11 protein-coding genes are annotated in these 13,965 nt (G+C 59.5%); 4 read left to right on the top strand and 7 right to left on the bottom strand.

Annotated elements, in window-relative coordinates; genetic code table 11:
* Nucleotides 1-8: 8 nt before the first annotated feature.
* The 4 genes from UTO39_RS16695 (at nucleotide 9) to nrdG (ending at nucleotide 6,284) form a co-directional block, all read left to right on the top strand.
* A complete protein-coding gene (locus tag UTO39_RS16695) occupies nucleotides 9-2,606 on the top strand; it encodes a glycoside hydrolase family 38 C-terminal domain-containing protein (RefSeq protein WP_320727609.1) in 2,598 nt (865 codons plus the stop codon).
* 1 nt (nucleotide 2,607) lies between these two features.
* Entirely contained in the window at nucleotides 2,608-3,180 is a 573-nt protein-coding gene (locus UTO39_RS16690) for a fructose PTS transporter subunit IIA (protein ID WP_266179843.1), read from the top strand.
* A 369-nt stretch (nucleotides 3,181-3,549) separates the two neighbouring features.
* Nucleotides 3,550-5,688 carry an anaerobic ribonucleoside-triphosphate reductase gene (gene nrdD / locus UTO39_RS16685; protein ID WP_320727608.1) on the top strand — a complete coding sequence of 713 codons (2,139 nt, stop codon included), beginning with the start codon at nucleotides 3,550-3,552 and terminating at the stop codon, nucleotides 5,686-5,688.
* 131 nt (nucleotides 5,689-5,819) lie between these two features.
* The gene (gene nrdG / locus UTO39_RS16680; protein WP_320727607.1) at nucleotides 5,820-6,284 is read left to right on the top strand and encodes an anaerobic ribonucleoside-triphosphate reductase-activating protein; all 465 of its coding nucleotides are present in this window, start codon (nucleotides 5,820-5,822) and stop codon (nucleotides 6,282-6,284) included.
* A gap of 32 nt (nucleotides 6,285-6,316) precedes the next feature.
* Here the strand turns inward: nrdG and UTO39_RS16675 are convergent, their stop codons facing one another.
* The 7 genes from UTO39_RS16675 to UTO39_RS16645 all read right to left on the bottom strand — a co-directional run bounded on the left by UTO39_RS16675 (nucleotide 6,317) and on the right by UTO39_RS16645 (nucleotide 13,960).
* Nucleotides 6,317-8,227, bottom strand: coding sequence for a PRD domain-containing protein (locus UTO39_RS16675; RefSeq protein WP_320727606.1), 1,911 nt, complete (start codon nucleotides 8,225-8,227; stop codon nucleotides 6,317-6,319).
* A gap of 19 nt (nucleotides 8,228-8,246) precedes the next feature.
* Complete coding sequence (locus UTO39_RS16670) at nucleotides 8,247-9,383, bottom strand: lactonase family protein (protein WP_320727605.1); 1,137 nt, start codon at nucleotides 9,381-9,383, stop codon at nucleotides 8,247-8,249.
* 130 nt (nucleotides 9,384-9,513) lie between these two features.
* Nucleotides 9,514-10,254 carry a 2-dehydro-3-deoxy-phosphogluconate aldolase gene (gene dagF / locus UTO39_RS16665; RefSeq protein ID WP_320727604.1) on the bottom strand — a complete coding sequence of 247 codons (741 nt, stop codon included), beginning with the start codon at nucleotides 10,252-10,254 and terminating at the stop codon, nucleotides 9,514-9,516.
* Nucleotides 10,251-11,369, bottom strand: a complete 1,119-nt coding sequence (locus tag UTO39_RS16660; RefSeq protein WP_320727603.1) for a DgaE family pyridoxal phosphate-dependent ammonia lyase — start codon at nucleotides 11,367-11,369, stop codon at nucleotides 10,251-10,253. The genes dagF and UTO39_RS16660 overlap by 4 nt, the downstream gene beginning before the upstream one ends.
* Complete coding sequence (locus tag UTO39_RS16655; RefSeq protein ID WP_320727602.1) at nucleotides 11,353-12,486, bottom strand: amidohydrolase/deacetylase family metallohydrolase; 1,134 nt, start codon at nucleotides 12,484-12,486, stop codon at nucleotides 11,353-11,355. The genes UTO39_RS16660 and UTO39_RS16655 overlap by 17 nt, the downstream gene beginning before the upstream one ends.
* 42 nt (nucleotides 12,487-12,528) lie before the next feature.
* Nucleotides 12,529-13,170: a DUF4310 family protein gene (locus UTO39_RS16650; protein WP_320727601.1), complete on the bottom strand. Its 642-nt coding sequence runs from the start codon at nucleotides 13,168-13,170 to the stop codon at nucleotides 12,529-12,531.
* 13 nt (nucleotides 13,171-13,183) lie between these two features.
* Entirely contained in the window at nucleotides 13,184-13,960 is a 777-nt protein-coding gene (locus UTO39_RS16645; protein ID WP_023310182.1) for a DUF4311 domain-containing protein, read from the bottom strand.
* Between the last annotated feature and the right edge of the window lie 5 nt (nucleotides 13,961-13,965).

The following is a 13,965-nucleotide window of genomic DNA, read 5'->3' as shown; positions in this document are numbered from 1 at the left end:
GGAGCGTCATGAATCAGATCCACGTCATTGCCCACACGCACTGGGATCAGGAGTGGTATTTCACCCGTCAGGACAGCATGGTGCTGGCGTCATATAACTTTGCGGACGTCATCGACACGCTGGAGCAGGACCCGGCTTACAGCTGCTATCACCTTGACGGACAGATGGCGGTGGTGGAGGACTTTCTCGCCGTCAATCCCGATTATCGCACCAGGCTGGAAACGCTGGTCAGAGAGAAAAGAATTTTCGTGGGGCCGTGGTATACCCAGACGGACACCTACAACGTGCATGGCGAATCGATTATCCGCAACCTCAAGTACGGCATCTTCGCCGCCCGTAAGCTGGGGCACGCCATGCAGGTTGGGTATCTTCCGGATACCTTCGGCCACAATGCGCAGATGCCCACCATTTTGCAGGGCTGCAATCTCGACAACATCGTCTTCTGGCGCGGTATCGATCACGACAGGCACGCCAAAAGCAGCCAGTTCCTCTGGCGCGCGCCGTCAGGGGCGACCGTTATCGCATGCGCGATGGCGCTCGGCTATGGCGCGGCTAAAAATATGCATTCGGAGCCCTGCCATCTGCAGGGTAAAATCTACCCGATGGTCAATCTCCTGCGCTCGCGGGCCGGAATAAATGACCTGCTGCTGCCCTGCGGCGGCGATCAGGTTAGCATCGACCCGGCGCTGCCGAACATCCTGCAGGTCGCCAGCGCACAGTCCCCGGACGAGGACCGTTACGTTATCAGTTCGCTGGAGCGCTACGTCGACATTCTGCGCGCGCAGCGTGAGCAGTTTGAACGCTGGGAAGGAGAGCTGAAATCGCCGCGCTACACCCGCATCCATAAAACGATCGGCTCCGTGCGCTACGACATCAAAAAGAAAAATGATGACGTTGAGCAGTTCATCCTGCGGCAGCTTGAGCCGACAATCGCCATGGCGCGTCATCTGGGGATCCCGGTCAACCTGTCAGTGGTCGATACGCTCTGGAAGAAGCTGTTGCGAAGCCATGCCCATGACTCCATCGGCGGCTGTAACAGCGATGCCACCAACCGCGACATTCTGCATCGGCTGGAGCAAACCGAACAGCTGTGCCACAGCCTGTGGAACCTGGTGGTGAAAACCCTGGCCGCCGCCTGCGCTTGGGAAGGCGACGTGATGATTTTCAACCCGCTGGCCACGCAAACGCAGCGCGTGGTGAAAGCCACGCTTTATAGCCGCGCTGACAATATCGCGCTGACGTATCAGGGGCAGACCCTCCCCTTCGACGTCCTGAAAAGAGACGTGTTGCCCGGCGGAACGGCGATCTCCCTTACCGCCGAAGGCGAGTGTGAAACGCCCCTTCCCCCTTACTTCCGCTGGCACGTTGCGGTCCAGACCCCGGTTCTGCCGTCGGTCGGCTACATCGCCGTTAACGTGGAAGATAACCCTGCACCGTTCCGCCTGCCTGAACAGGTAAAGGGCAGCGAGATAGAGAATACGCATTATCGGCTGTCGCTGGACGCCGGAACGCTTACCCTGAAAGACAAGCGCAGCGGCAGGCGCATCCCCTCTTTCTTTACCCTCGAAGACTGCGCGGACGCGGGCGATAGCTACGATTTCTCGCCGCTTGCGGGCGACGCGCCGACGCGCTGTTCCCATTTTACGCTCGTCGACTGCCTGAAAACGCCGCTTGTCGAAAAGCTGGTCGTCGAAGCCACGATGCTTCTTCCGCAGGATCTCGCAGGCCGTCAGGATGCCGCCCGAACGCCGCTATCCCTTCACCTGACGTGCGAATTACGCCATGACGATCCGAACCTGTATGTCGAGAGTACGCTTGAAAACAGCCACTGCGATCACCGGCTACGTTTACTGATCGGCAGCGATATTCACACCCGTCACGCTATCGCCTCCCAGCCCTTCGCGATAATTGAGCGCGAAACGGGATGTGAGAGTGAAAACTGGCAGGAGCGCTATCGCGAGATGCCCGTGGATATCGAAACCACCGAAGGCATTATTGCCGTCGCGGGAGCGGGCAAAGCGCTGGTGGTTAATAGCCGCGGTATGAAGGAGTTTCAGGTCATTGGCAGCGAACCGGCGGCGATTGCCCTGACGATGTTTAAAGCGACGGGCGTGCTCGGGCGCAACGATCTCGACTGGCGGCCGGGCCGGGCGTCGGGCATTAATAATACGGTGGTTGAGACCCCCGATGCCCAGTTGCTGAAACCGCTGCACTTTTCATTTACCGTCGCACTGGCCGACAGCGCCGACCACCTCACGCTTCGCCAGCTGGAAAATCAGGCGGCCGGGCAGCCCTTCTCCTACCAGCGGCAATCATTACACTCGCTCGATCACCGCCTTGAGCGCTTTGCGTTGCGCCTGCCCGACCGCCAGCTTCCGGCTGAATTCTCATTATTGAGCCTGCCAGAGCCGCTAGTCCTGTCTGCCCTGCCCCATGCGCAACGGTCGAATGGCACGGTCGTCCGGGTGTTTAACGCCGGGACGCAGCCGGCTCCCGTCCCGGCAGCGCTGGCAGGGCTTCGTCAGATCAACTATCTGGAAGAGCCCGTGCAGCCAGTAACCGCAATCCCCCCTTCCGCAACCTGCGATTTTTTGATGGAGGCTTAATATGAACTTGCTTGCATTGACGCACCCCGATCTGGTTTTTATCAACCCGCCGCACCGTACGCCTGAAGCGCTGATCCGCTGGCTCGCCGAACCGCTCGCCGGGCGAAATATCATCAGCGACGAAGAAACGTTTATCCAGAGCGTTTTAAAACGCGAAAGCGAAGGCCCTACCGCGCTGGGTGAAGCGCTCGCTGTTCCGCACGGTAAAAGCGAGGCGGTGCAGCAGGCGGCGTTTTGTCTGGCGCTTTTTGACGACCCGATACGCTGGCCGGGTCTGGACGGTGATGAAGAGGTGAGAATGGTTTTTCTGCTCGCCATTCCGCCCGCAGAAGCAGGCAGTACCCACATGCAGCTGCTGACGACGCTGACCAGTTTATTGACGGAAGATCGAGTGCGCGAGCGGCTTCTGGCAGCGCGCACCCGGGAAGAGGCGATGTCCGCCCTCAGTGCTGAAGAACCTCAAAAACAGGATGCGGCTCCTGACCGCTCCCTTCTTATTCCGGTGATACTGGGCAGTATCGCTACCGCAGCCTTTTTACAGGCAGGATTGAGCTGGGCCTGCGCGGTGGGTTAACCGAACGGCGTTCAGCACGTGCCGTGCTGAGCGCTTGTTTTTGTTGAATAATTAATCAGATTTTTCCTCCGCGTCTTTACAAAGGCTGAAGCGCCCGCCGTTTGTACTCTCGTCTTTTTACTTTGTTCTGCGTCAAATAAATCGCAAACTTGTTTGATGCAAATCACTATATGTAGAACTTAAAATGCACGCCGACCCAACATCTTGTATTAATCGTCTACTATTCCAACAACAAGACGGCGCTTACGCTGGCCGGAATTGTGGATAACACGAGCTGGGAACGCGGGAAGTCTTTGGCCTGGCGGGGAATACGTCCGGTGAATACTTCTCCACCTCTGTGGATAACCTGTTTTTAAAAATGGAGTGATCATGACACCGCATGTGATGAAACGTGATGGCTGTAAAGTGCCGTTTAAATCAGAGCGCATCCAGGAAGCCATTCTGCGTGCAGCTAAAGCAGCGGGAGTCGATGACGCAGATTACTGCGCCACCGTCGCAGAAGTCGTTAGCAGCCAGATGACTGAACGCAGCCAGGTCGATATCAACGAGATCCAGACCGCGGTTGAAAACCAGCTGATGGCTGGCCCCTACAAACAGTTAGCCCGCGCCTACATTGAGTATCGCCACGATCGCGACGTGCAGCGCGAGAAGCGTGGACGCCTGAACCAGGAGATCCGTGGCCTGGTGGAGCAGACCAACTCTGCCCTGCTCAATGAAAACGCCAACAAAGACAGCAAAGTGATCCCGACCCAGCGCGACCTGCTGGCCGGTATCGTCGCCAAACACTATGCCCGTCAGCATCTGCTGCCGCGCGACGTGGTTTCGGCGCACGAGCGCGGCGAGATCCACTACCACGATCTCGACTATTCGCCGTTCTTCCCGATGTTCAACTGCATGCTGATCGACCTGAAAGGCATGCTGACCCAGGGCTTTAAAATGGGTAACGCCGAGATTGAACCGCCTAAGTCGATATCCACGGCGACAGCGGTAACGGCACAAATCATCGCTCAGGTGGCGAGCCACATTTATGGCGGGACCACCATTAACCGCATTGACGAAGTGCTGGCTCCGTTCGTGACGGCGAGCTTCAACAAGCACCGTAAAACCGCCGAAGAGTGGCAGATCCCGGACGCGGACGGCTACGCACATTCCCGCACCGAGAAAGAGTGCTACGACGCGTTCCAGTCGCTGGAGTATGAGGTGAACACGCTGCACACCGCCAACGGGCAGACGCCGTTTGTGACCTTCGGTTTTGGCCTGGGCACCAGCTGGGAATCACGCCTGATCCAGCAGTCCATTCTGCGCAACCGTATTTCCGGCCTCGGCAAGAACCGCAAAACCGCGGTGTTCCCGAAACTGGTGTTCGCCATCCGCGACGGCCTGAACCACAAGTTTGGCGATCCAAACTACGATATCAAACAGCTGGCGCTGGAGTGCGCGAGCAAGCGCATGTACCCGGACATCCTGAACTACGATCAGGTCGTCAAAGTGACCGGCTCGTTTAAAACGCCAATGGGCTGCCGCAGCTTCCTCGGCGTGTACGAAGATGAAAACGGCGAGCAGATCCACGACGGGCGTAACAACCTGGGCGTCATCAGCCTGAACCTGCCGCGCATCGCGCTGGAGGCCAAAGGCAATGAAGCTGAATTCTGGACACTGCTGGATGAACGCCTGCAGCTGGCGCGCAAGGCGCTGATGACCCGTATCGCACGCCTTGAAGGGGTGAAAGCCCGCGTGGCGCCAATCCTTTATATGGAAGGGGCCTGCGGCGTGCGCCTGAAGGCGGACGATGACGTGTCTGAGATCTTCAAAAACGGCCGCGCGTCAATTTCGCTGGGCTATATCGGCATTCACGAGACCATCAACGCCCTGGCTGGCGACACGCATATGTACGACAGCGAGGCTCTGCGCGAAAAAGGCATTGCGATTGTCCAGCACCTGCGCGACGCGGTTGACCAGTGGAAAGAGGAAACTGGCTACGGGTTTAGCCTCTACAGTACGCCGAGCGAGAACCTGTGCGACCGCTTCTGCCGTCTGGACACCGCCGAGTTCGGGGTTGTGGAAGGCGTGACCGACAAAGGGTACTACACCAATAGCTTCCACCTCGACGTGGAGAAAAAGGTGAACCCGTACGACAAGATCGACTTCGAAGCGGCGTATCCGCCTATCGCCAGCGGCGGCTTCATCTGCTACGGCGAGTACCCGAACATCCAGCACAACCTGAAGGCGCTGGAAGACGTGTGGGATTATAGCTATCAGCACGTGCCGTATTACGGAACCAACACGCCAATCGACGAGTGCTACGAGTGTGGCTTTACCGGTGAGTTCGAGTGTACGAGCAAAGGCTTTACCTGCCCGAAATGCGGCAACCACGATGCGGCTCGCGTCTCCGTGACCCGTCGCGTGTGCGGCTATCTCGGCAGCCCGGACGCGCGTCCGTTTAACGCCGGCAAGCAGGAAGAGGTGAAGCGCCGCGTGAAGCATTTGGGGAATGGGCAGATAGGGTAAGTTCTTCATCGAATTTTCCCCTCACCCTAACCCTCTCCCCACAGGGGAGAGGGGACTGCTCGGTGCGGCCTTTCTCCCTCTCCCCTGTGGGGAGAGGGCGGGGTGAGGGATAAGGGCATCAGGTTAACGCTATGAATTTCCATCAATACTACCCCGTCGACATCGTCAACGGCCCCGGCACCCGCTGCACCCTGTTCGTTTCAGGCTGCGTTCATGAGTGCCCCGGCTGCTACAACAAAAGCACATGGCGCGTAAATTCCGGCATGCCGTTTACCGCCGAGATGGAAGACCGAATCATCAACGACCTGAACGACACGCGCATCAAACGCCAGGGGATTTCCCTCTCCGGCGGCGATCCGCTGCACCCGCAAAACGTGCCGGAGATCCTTAAGCTGGTGAAACGCATTCGCCGCGAGTGCGCGGGAAAAGATATCTGGGTCTGGACGGGATATAAGCTGGAAGAACTGAATGCAGCTCAGAAGGAAGTCGTGGATTTGATTAACGTCCTGGTCGACGGCAAGTTCGTGCAGGATTTAAAAGACCCTATGCTGATCTGGCGCGGCAGCAGTAACCAGGTAGTGCATCATCTGCGCTAATTAAAGGCGGATGTTATCCGTCCGCCCTTACCTCAAAACCGGCTCAAACTCTCCATCGCCACCGCCTTAAACCCGGCAAAATCTCCGCACTGGCACAGGCGTGCCATCGCGCGTTCTCGCAGGAAGGTGACGAAGATGTCGTAAATCGCCATCGCCTCTTCGTACTCGCTTTTGCTGATGGCGAGCAGGAAGATCACATGGGCAGTTTCATCCCCCCACTGAACGCCCTGCGGCGCCAGCACCGTGTAGACCACCGTTTTCTGCGCCAGCAGGCCGAGGGAGTGCGGCAGCGCGATGCCGTCGCCGAGCATGGTGCTGACGATAGCTTCACGCTCAACGACCGAATCCAGAAACTCCGCGCCAACAAAGCCTTCGCGTTCAAGCTGGTCACACAGCTCGCGGAACAGCGTTTGCTGGTCAACAGGCTTGTCGAGAATGCGGAAATGGGCCGCGTCGAAGTATTTCTCCAGCATCCACGGGCGGGTGCGGTCCACCAGCACCAGCTTGCCGATCTGCTCTAACTGATAATCGGTCGGGAACGGGGCGATCGTCACCACCGGTTTGGATTTTTCGCTAACGCGGGCGGTGGAGATAACAAAGTCTTCGCCGATGGCATCCGCCAGCTCGTACTCGCGCAGGGTGAGCGTGCGCGTCACCTCGATCTGCGGGTATTTGCGCTGGAGCACCGCCTCAATCATGCGGACCATCGCGTTACCGGCATCGCATACCAGCAGTACGCGCGGCTGGCGCTGGTAGCCGATGTTGTAGTGGCGCTCCAGCCCGACGCCGATATGCAGCACCAGAAAGCCAATCTCGTTTTCGCTGATCACGTACGGCGTGTATTTGCCCCAGCTCGACACCGCCGCGAGGGTCATATCCCACGCCATCGGGTAGTGCTGCTTGATGTTATCCAGCAGCGGATTGGGGATCATGATTTGATATCGCACGCGGGTGATCATGGTTTTAATGTGCGTGAGCAGATCCGCGTGCAGCTGCGCGTCGCTGAGCAGGTTGTAGTTATAGTGGGTGTTGATGTAGCGCAGGATGTAGTTGACCAGCGCTTCGTCGTCGTCGGCGTTAATCGCGCTGGGGGCGATCTCCTGGATCTGCCGCGCCGCAATGTGCACGCACAGCCAGCTCTCTTCGGACGGCGACAGCGCTTTGCCCGCCAGCTCCTGAATGGCCACCGCTATGTCCTTCGCCGCTTCCCGCACGTTCTCTTCCACGTCTTCGGCGTGGAATTCCGGCAGCGGAAAACCTTCGCTGATACGACGCACCGACACCGCGCAGTACAGGCGCAGGAACAGCTCGCCTTCGTCGGTCAGGCGAATGTGGTGCCGGGTGAGCGCGTCGTGCAGCACGACCACCATCTGCTCCGGTACCCCGGCGTTGAGCGCGACCTCCGTCACCAGCGGGTTGAGGCTGTCCTGCTGCGCCAGCTCCCACAGGAGATCGGTCAGGCAGGCGCGGACCGACATCTCGCTGCCAAACAGCTTCATGCCGTGGCGCGGGCGGGTTTCCAGCGTCAGGTTATAGCGCTGGAACCACTCGCGCACTTCCACCATGTCGCTCTGCAAGGTGGCGCGGCTGACAAACCACTCGTCGGCCAGATCTTCAAGCTTAAGTGAAAACGCCGACGTCAGGAAACGCACCACCAGATAGTGCACGCGCTCCGGTCCCGTTCGGGGAATACGCAGCGCGCGCGGATGCGATGCCTGCAGCTGCTGATAGCGCTCGGCATCGTCAATTTTAAGCTGGTAGCCGTTGCCCCGGCTCAGAATAAACTGCGCGCCGTGGCTCGCCAGCAGCGCGTTCAGGGCGGTGATATCTGCGCGGACGGTTCGCGTGGATACCGACAGCCGCTGCGCCAGCTCGTCCTGCGGCAGCGTCTCGTTTTGCAACAGATCGAAAAGTTGCGCTAAACGTTGGTTCGGAAATCGCACGTCGTTGTCCTCTTACTGCTCAGGGTGAAATGACCATCTGGGATGGGCTGCCGACCGGGGTATAGTCAGGCTCGAAGCTCAGCTTGCCGTCCTGCGCCACGCGGAAACGGGTAATGTTGTCGCTGCGCTGGTTCATGACGTACAGCCAGCGTCCCTGTTTATCGAGCGTCAGGGTGCGCGGATAGTCGCCGCGGGTCCAGACATCCTCCTGATGCGTCAGCGTGCCCTCCGCTGTTACGGTAAAGTGCCCGATGCTGTTATGCAAACGGTTCGCCACATACAGCTGCTTACCGTCGGCGCTTAATGCGAGCCCGGCTGCAAAGCTGGTACCTTTATAGCCGTCCAGCAGGGCAGAGATCGTTTTGCCCTCTTTCAGCCTGCCGCTGCTGTCCAGCGCATAATGGGTGAGCGTAGACGCCTCTTCGTTAATCAGCCACAGGGCATCCCCCTTCGGCGTAAAGACAAAGTGGCGCGGACCGGCGCCTTTTGAGGAGGCGCTGATAAACGGCGGATCGTTCGGCGTAAGCTTTCCTGTTCGATCGTCAAAGCGGTACTGATAGATGCGATCCAGCCCCAGATCGGTAGAAAAAACGTATTTCCCGCTCGGATCGGCGGCGATCATGTGCGCATGGGGGCCGTTGTGATCGCTGATGGCAAAGCTACCCTCGACAGCCGCTTCCGGCTTCGCCGCGCCCGGTTCTCCCTGGTCCTGATGTTTGTCCGTAGCGTCACCCAGGCTGCCGTCCGCGTTGACGGGCAAAACGGCAATCGATCCGCTGACGTAATTCGCCACCAGCAGATGCTTGCCGTTTGGCGTCAGCGAAAGATACACCGGCCCCGCGCCGCCGGAGGCCACCTGATTCAGCTCGCCCAGCGCGCCGTCATCGCCGATGCGCAGTGCCTGCACCACGCCCTGCTCCACTTCGCTTGCCAGATACAGCGTTTTGCCGTCTTGCGAGACGGCCAGCTGCGCGGCGTTCGGCAGCGTGCTCACCAGCATCTTGTTATCGAGCGCGCCGGTTTGCGGGTCAACCGTAAAGCGGTACACCCCTTCCCCGTTGGGATTATAGGTACCCACCCAGGCGTATTGCGTCTGGGCGACAGCGGCAGTGGCAAGCAAAGAGAGTGAAGCGACAAGCAGGGTACGAGTGTGCATGATGGCTCCTTCAGGTGTGTGCGGTGTTTTATCCCCCTCACCCTAACCCTCTCCCCAAAGGGGAGAGCGGACGATTACACCCTCTCCCCTTTGGGGAGAAGGCCGGGGTGAGGGGTGTTGTTTTTTTTTGTTACTTCACCAGTTTTTTCGTCATTTCCAGCAGCGTACGGACGTCTTCCGGACGCGTGTCGCCGCTGGCTTTGTCGATAATTGAACTGTAGATGTGCGGGATGACCTTGCTTACGCCCGCGTCGAGGGCGATCTGCAGGATCTCCTCATAGTTTTCCAGATCGATACCCCCCGTCGGCTCCAGCCAGAAGTCGTGACGGGCGCAGGCTTCCGCCACCGCCTGATATTCGTCGCGGCACTTCAGGCCGCCCATCGGGAAGTATTTGATGGAACTGCCGCCGAAATCTCTCAGCAGGGCTATCGCGGTTTCAACCGGCACGATGCCGTCCGGCGCACTGCTGCTCAGCGGACCGGTGGAGATTTTGACCATACCCACGGTGCCGGTTGGGGAGACCAGACCGTTAACCACCGATTCATTCTGCCCCAGCAGCGCGCGGCTGGTGGCCACGCCGGTGAAGACTTGGTTGACGTGCTGCGGCTGCACCTGACGGGAAATTTCGCTCACCATCGCCGACTGGTTCGGGTCACCCGCGCCCAGCCCCACGGAAAGCGCGTTATTAATCAGCGCGGCATACTCGCGCATATCCGCGACAGCGCTCGCCACGTCCGGGTAATTTTTGGAGAGCACGCCCACCAGCACGTGACCTTCCGCCGCCTCGTAAATGGCGCTGGCGTTGGCTTTCGAGCCTGCCAGCACGTTCAGGCAGACGCGGTCACGGTAAAAATTGGGGGTCAGTTTCATGCGTTTTTCTCCTGTCCTAATACTTCGCTAATGCGGCGGTACACGATGTTCAGCTGGTCAGCGCTCACGCTGCGCACGTCCGCTTCGATAATCCCTTCGTTGGCCTTGTAGCCACGGAAATAGATGGCGTATTCGCCCTGCTTCAGCTTCGCCACCAGGTCACCGGTGCCGACGCCGGTCGTGGCTTCGTCGAACTTAATTTCGGTGCGGGCGATATCACGACCCGCGCTGTCCCAGACCACGCGCGCTGTAACGCCGTTCAGGGTGTTGAGCGCGTCGATAAACGGCGTCATCTTCGCCACCATCTCGGCGCCGCTCTCTTTGGTGGCCGTCAGGTAGTGTTCGATGGCGCAGGTCAGGCCGAGGATCCCCTCTTTGCCGACCTTCATCGCGCGGCCAATGCCCGCCGTCTGGCGCTTCACCCACTCAACGTACTGGGTTTTGCCGATCACCAGCCCGCTGGTTGGCCCTTCAATTGCCTTCGCGCCGCTGTAGATCACCAGATCCGCGCCGGAACGGTAGTACATGTGCAGATCTTCTTCCGCCGCGGCATCGACGATCAGCGGCAGGGAGTGTTTACGCGCCACCACCGCCGCCTGCTCGACGCTGAGCATGCTTTTCTGCACGCAGTGGTGCGATTTGATGTAGAGGATCGCCGCCGTGCGCGGGGTGATTGCCGCCGCCAGCTGATCGGCGGAACATTCGTTGGCGTATCCCGCCTCCACCAGCTTTCCGCCGCCCAGCGCCACCATGGTGCCGACCGGCGCGCCAAAGTTAACGTTGTGGCCTTTCGGCAGCACGATTTCGTTGTTCTCGATTGGGGTGACGTGCAGGTTTTCCAGCAGCCAGTCGCTGTCTTTCACCAGCACCGCCGCCACGGACTGGGCAATGCCCGCCGACGCGCAGGAGACCACCGTCGCGCCTTCCACATCCAGCAGCTTCGCAATGTATTCCCCGGTTTTGTTGACCAGATCCTTCATTTCGAAATAGTGATTCATGCCGTCCATCGCCGCCTGCACCACTTCCGGGCGCGGCGTGGAGACGCCCAGCGCCGTCATGCGGCCTGAGGTGTTAATCACCTGCTTTAAGTTGTACTTCTCATAAATCGAAGGCATGTTCCGTGCTCCCTTGTTCGGTCATGTAGCCCTTGCCCGCGCGGATCGCGGCAAGCGGCACCAGAATGTGTTCAGCCTGCAGGCTGTCGTTTTCGGCATCCGTCAGCACCGTTGGCTGGCGTTTAATCGTGAACAGCGTTAAATCCGCGTCGAGACCCGGCTGGATGCGGCCCTTCCGCGCCAGGCGCAGGCCGTCGGCGGCGTTCGCGGTGACGCAGTCAATCACCTGCGGCAATGACATGCCGATGGCGAGAAACTTCGACATCACGCTCGAAAGCGAGCCAACCGGGCCATTGATGCGGTTGCGGCAGTAGATATCCGAGCTGATGGTGTGCGGCAGAATGCCCATCGCGATGGCGCGTTTCGCCACCTCGAAGCTGAAGCTCGCCGTGCCGTGGCCGACGTCCAGACGCACGCCGCGCTTCAGGGCGGAGGTGATGGAGGCGCGCAGCTCGCCGGAAGGCGTCAGAATGCGGTTGGGCTTGCCGTTGTAGCAGTGGGTAATGATGTCGCCGGAGCTCAGCAGTTCAGCAATTTCGTCGAGGTTTGGCGGGTTGTTGCCAATGTGCACCATCAGCGGCAGGTCGCCGTTCTCTTTCTGGATGGCTTTCGCGCGCTCCAGCGGCGTAATGCCGTTTTCACCGACCACGCTGCTGCTCATGCGCGCCTTCAGGCCGACGATAAAATCCGGGTGGCGCTTCACCGCCTGCTTCACCGCGTCGGCGTCAATGTTTGCCATGTTGGCCAGCTCGTTCTGAGCAATCAGCCCCACGCGGGAGATGTTCAGCAGGGCAAAGACTTCGGTGGAGGCTTTGCAGGTGATGTCGTAAAAATCGTCCACGTCGTCGGCCCCGGTACTGCCCGCGTCCACCACGGTGGTGACGCCGGTGGCAATGCCCACGCTGTCCGGCTCGTCGTGGTAAATAGGGGAGTTCGGGTAGCAGTGAACGTGGGAATCAATCCAGCCTGCGCTGACGTACACGTCACCGTGAAGCTCAACCGTCTTGCGGGCGGGAGCGTCAATTTCGCCCGTCGCGGCGATCTTCCCGTCCTGAATGGCGATATCGGTCAGGGTATCGTCGGCGAGGCGCGCACGGCGCAGGAGTAAATCAAACATGAGGATCTCCTGATAAGGCGGGCGCCGGAGCGCCCGCGGGTATTAAAGGGCGACCGGGAACAGCCAGCCCAAAATCATTGCGCCGAGGATGGCGCCACCGGTAATCGGCTTCTGCCAGATGTAGAACAGCAGCGCACCTACCAGAGAGCCAACGCCGATTGGAATGGAGGCGGTCATGGCGCTGAGGATAATCAACGGCCCGAGGAAGCGGCCGGAGGCGTTACCCGCGCCCATCATCACGTCTGCGCCGTAGGTGGAGTTACTCTGGTTGATGGTGAACTTACGCGCCAGGATGATGACGTAGCCGATCGCCAGGCCAATCACCAGGCCGGTAATCAGCGAGGCGATGAAGTTAGTCACCGGGAACATGATCCCCGCGCCCAGCAGCAGCGCCGGTACGCCGAGGCCCACGCCGGTCTGGATCGCCCCGCCGATGTCGAGAATACCCACCAGCGCCCCTTCGATAATGCGGGCGAACAGGAAGCTTGCGCCGAACGCCGCCACCGCGCCGTAGACGCCGGTATCGATCCCCGCTTTCAGCATCGCCACGAAGGCCACTTCGTTAAACGCGCCGATGCCGTAGAGGTAGTACATGTGCGTCCCGGCGAAGACGCCGGAGGAGAGCAGGCCAACGAAGATCGGGAACGACCAGTCGGCATACCAAAAACCTTTATTCTGTTCCATGTAGAGGCTCCTGTTATTTACCGCTGAGCGAGTTGTGGATCATGTCGAGCCAGTTCGGCACGGTCAGATGGAAGGATTCGATCATCTTCATGTCGAAGCCGCGGAAGAAGCCGCTCAGCACGAAGAGCAGGACGATGGCCGCCATCATCACTTTGGTGACGTGGTTCCAGCCGCTCTCTTCCACGCCTTTCCCAATCAGGATCCCCAGCACCAGGCCCGGTACGGCGTTGCCCATGATCAGCTGCGCCGCGCCGCCAAAGATGGTGGCCCAGAAGCCCGATTTTTTACCCGCGTCGATGGCCGCCAGCCAGAAGATCACCGGCATCACGGTGTTAACCAGCAGGTTAGCCGCAGGCACCAGCACCTTCACGGCGGTGACCTGAAGCGCTGCCGGCACGGAGGAGGCGGTCAGGTTCAGGAAGGTGACGACGAGCATGCCAATCACGCCGCAGGCAATCGCCATTTTGCGCGGGTCGTGCAGCGTTTCGCCGACGTTACGGTTTTTGATCATCAGTGCAGCAGCACCCCAGTTCGGGATGATGCGGTGGTCTACGTCCTGTGTGAAGGCACCCGCAGCCACGGAAGAGGCCCAGGCGTTAAAGAAGAAACCTAACCCAAAGGAGAAGTGGGACGCCGGATCCCCTTCACAGGAGTTCAGTTCCCCCAACGTACGAAACGCGCCCATACCCTGAGTGGTAGGCGCATGAAACATGCGTGCAGCCCCGGCTCCGACACCGACGCCAACCAGGCCGCCAATGATGAGCGATTTTATTAATATAATTAAGAACATCAGTC

This window comes from Enterobacter sp. 118C5 (assembly GCF_034107645.1).
Lineage (GTDB): Bacteria > Pseudomonadota > Gammaproteobacteria > Enterobacterales > Enterobacteriaceae > Enterobacter > Enterobacter nematophilus.
This window is presented reverse-complemented; position numbering and strand designations above follow the sequence as displayed.

Bases quoted from the DNA above. Each gene is read 5' to 3' on its own strand.
- dagF (WP_320727604.1), bottom strand. From the start codon at position 10,254: ATGAAACTGACCCCCAATTTTTACCGTGACCGCGTCTGCCTGAACGTG.
- UTO39_RS16645 (WP_023310182.1), bottom strand. From the start codon at position 13,960: ATGTTCTTAATTATATTAATAAAATCGCTCATCATTGGCGGCCTGGTT.
- nrdG (WP_320727607.1), top strand. From the start codon at position 5,820: ATGAATTTCCATCAATACTACCCCGTCGACATCGTCAACGGCCCCGGC.
- UTO39_RS16660 (WP_320727603.1), bottom strand. From the start codon at position 11,369: ATGCCTTCGATTTATGAGAAGTACAACTTAAAGCAGGTGATTAACACC.
- UTO39_RS16695 (WP_320727609.1), top strand. From the start codon at position 9: ATGAATCAGATCCACGTCATTGCCCACACGCACTGGGATCAGGAGTGG.
- nrdD (WP_320727608.1), top strand. From the start codon at position 3,550: ATGACACCGCATGTGATGAAACGTGATGGCTGTAAAGTGCCGTTTAAA.
- UTO39_RS16655 (WP_320727602.1), bottom strand. From the start codon at position 12,486: ATGTTTGATTTACTCCTGCGCCGTGCGCGCCTCGCCGACGATACCCTG.
- UTO39_RS16670 (WP_320727605.1), bottom strand. From the start codon at position 9,383: ATGCACACTCGTACCCTGCTTGTCGCTTCACTCTCTTTGCTTGCCACT.
- UTO39_RS16690 (WP_266179843.1), top strand. From the start codon at position 2,608: ATGAACTTGCTTGCATTGACGCACCCCGATCTGGTTTTTATCAACCCG.
- UTO39_RS16650 (WP_320727601.1), bottom strand. From the start codon at position 13,170: ATGGAACAGAATAAAGGTTTTTGGTATGCCGACTGGTCGTTCCCGATC.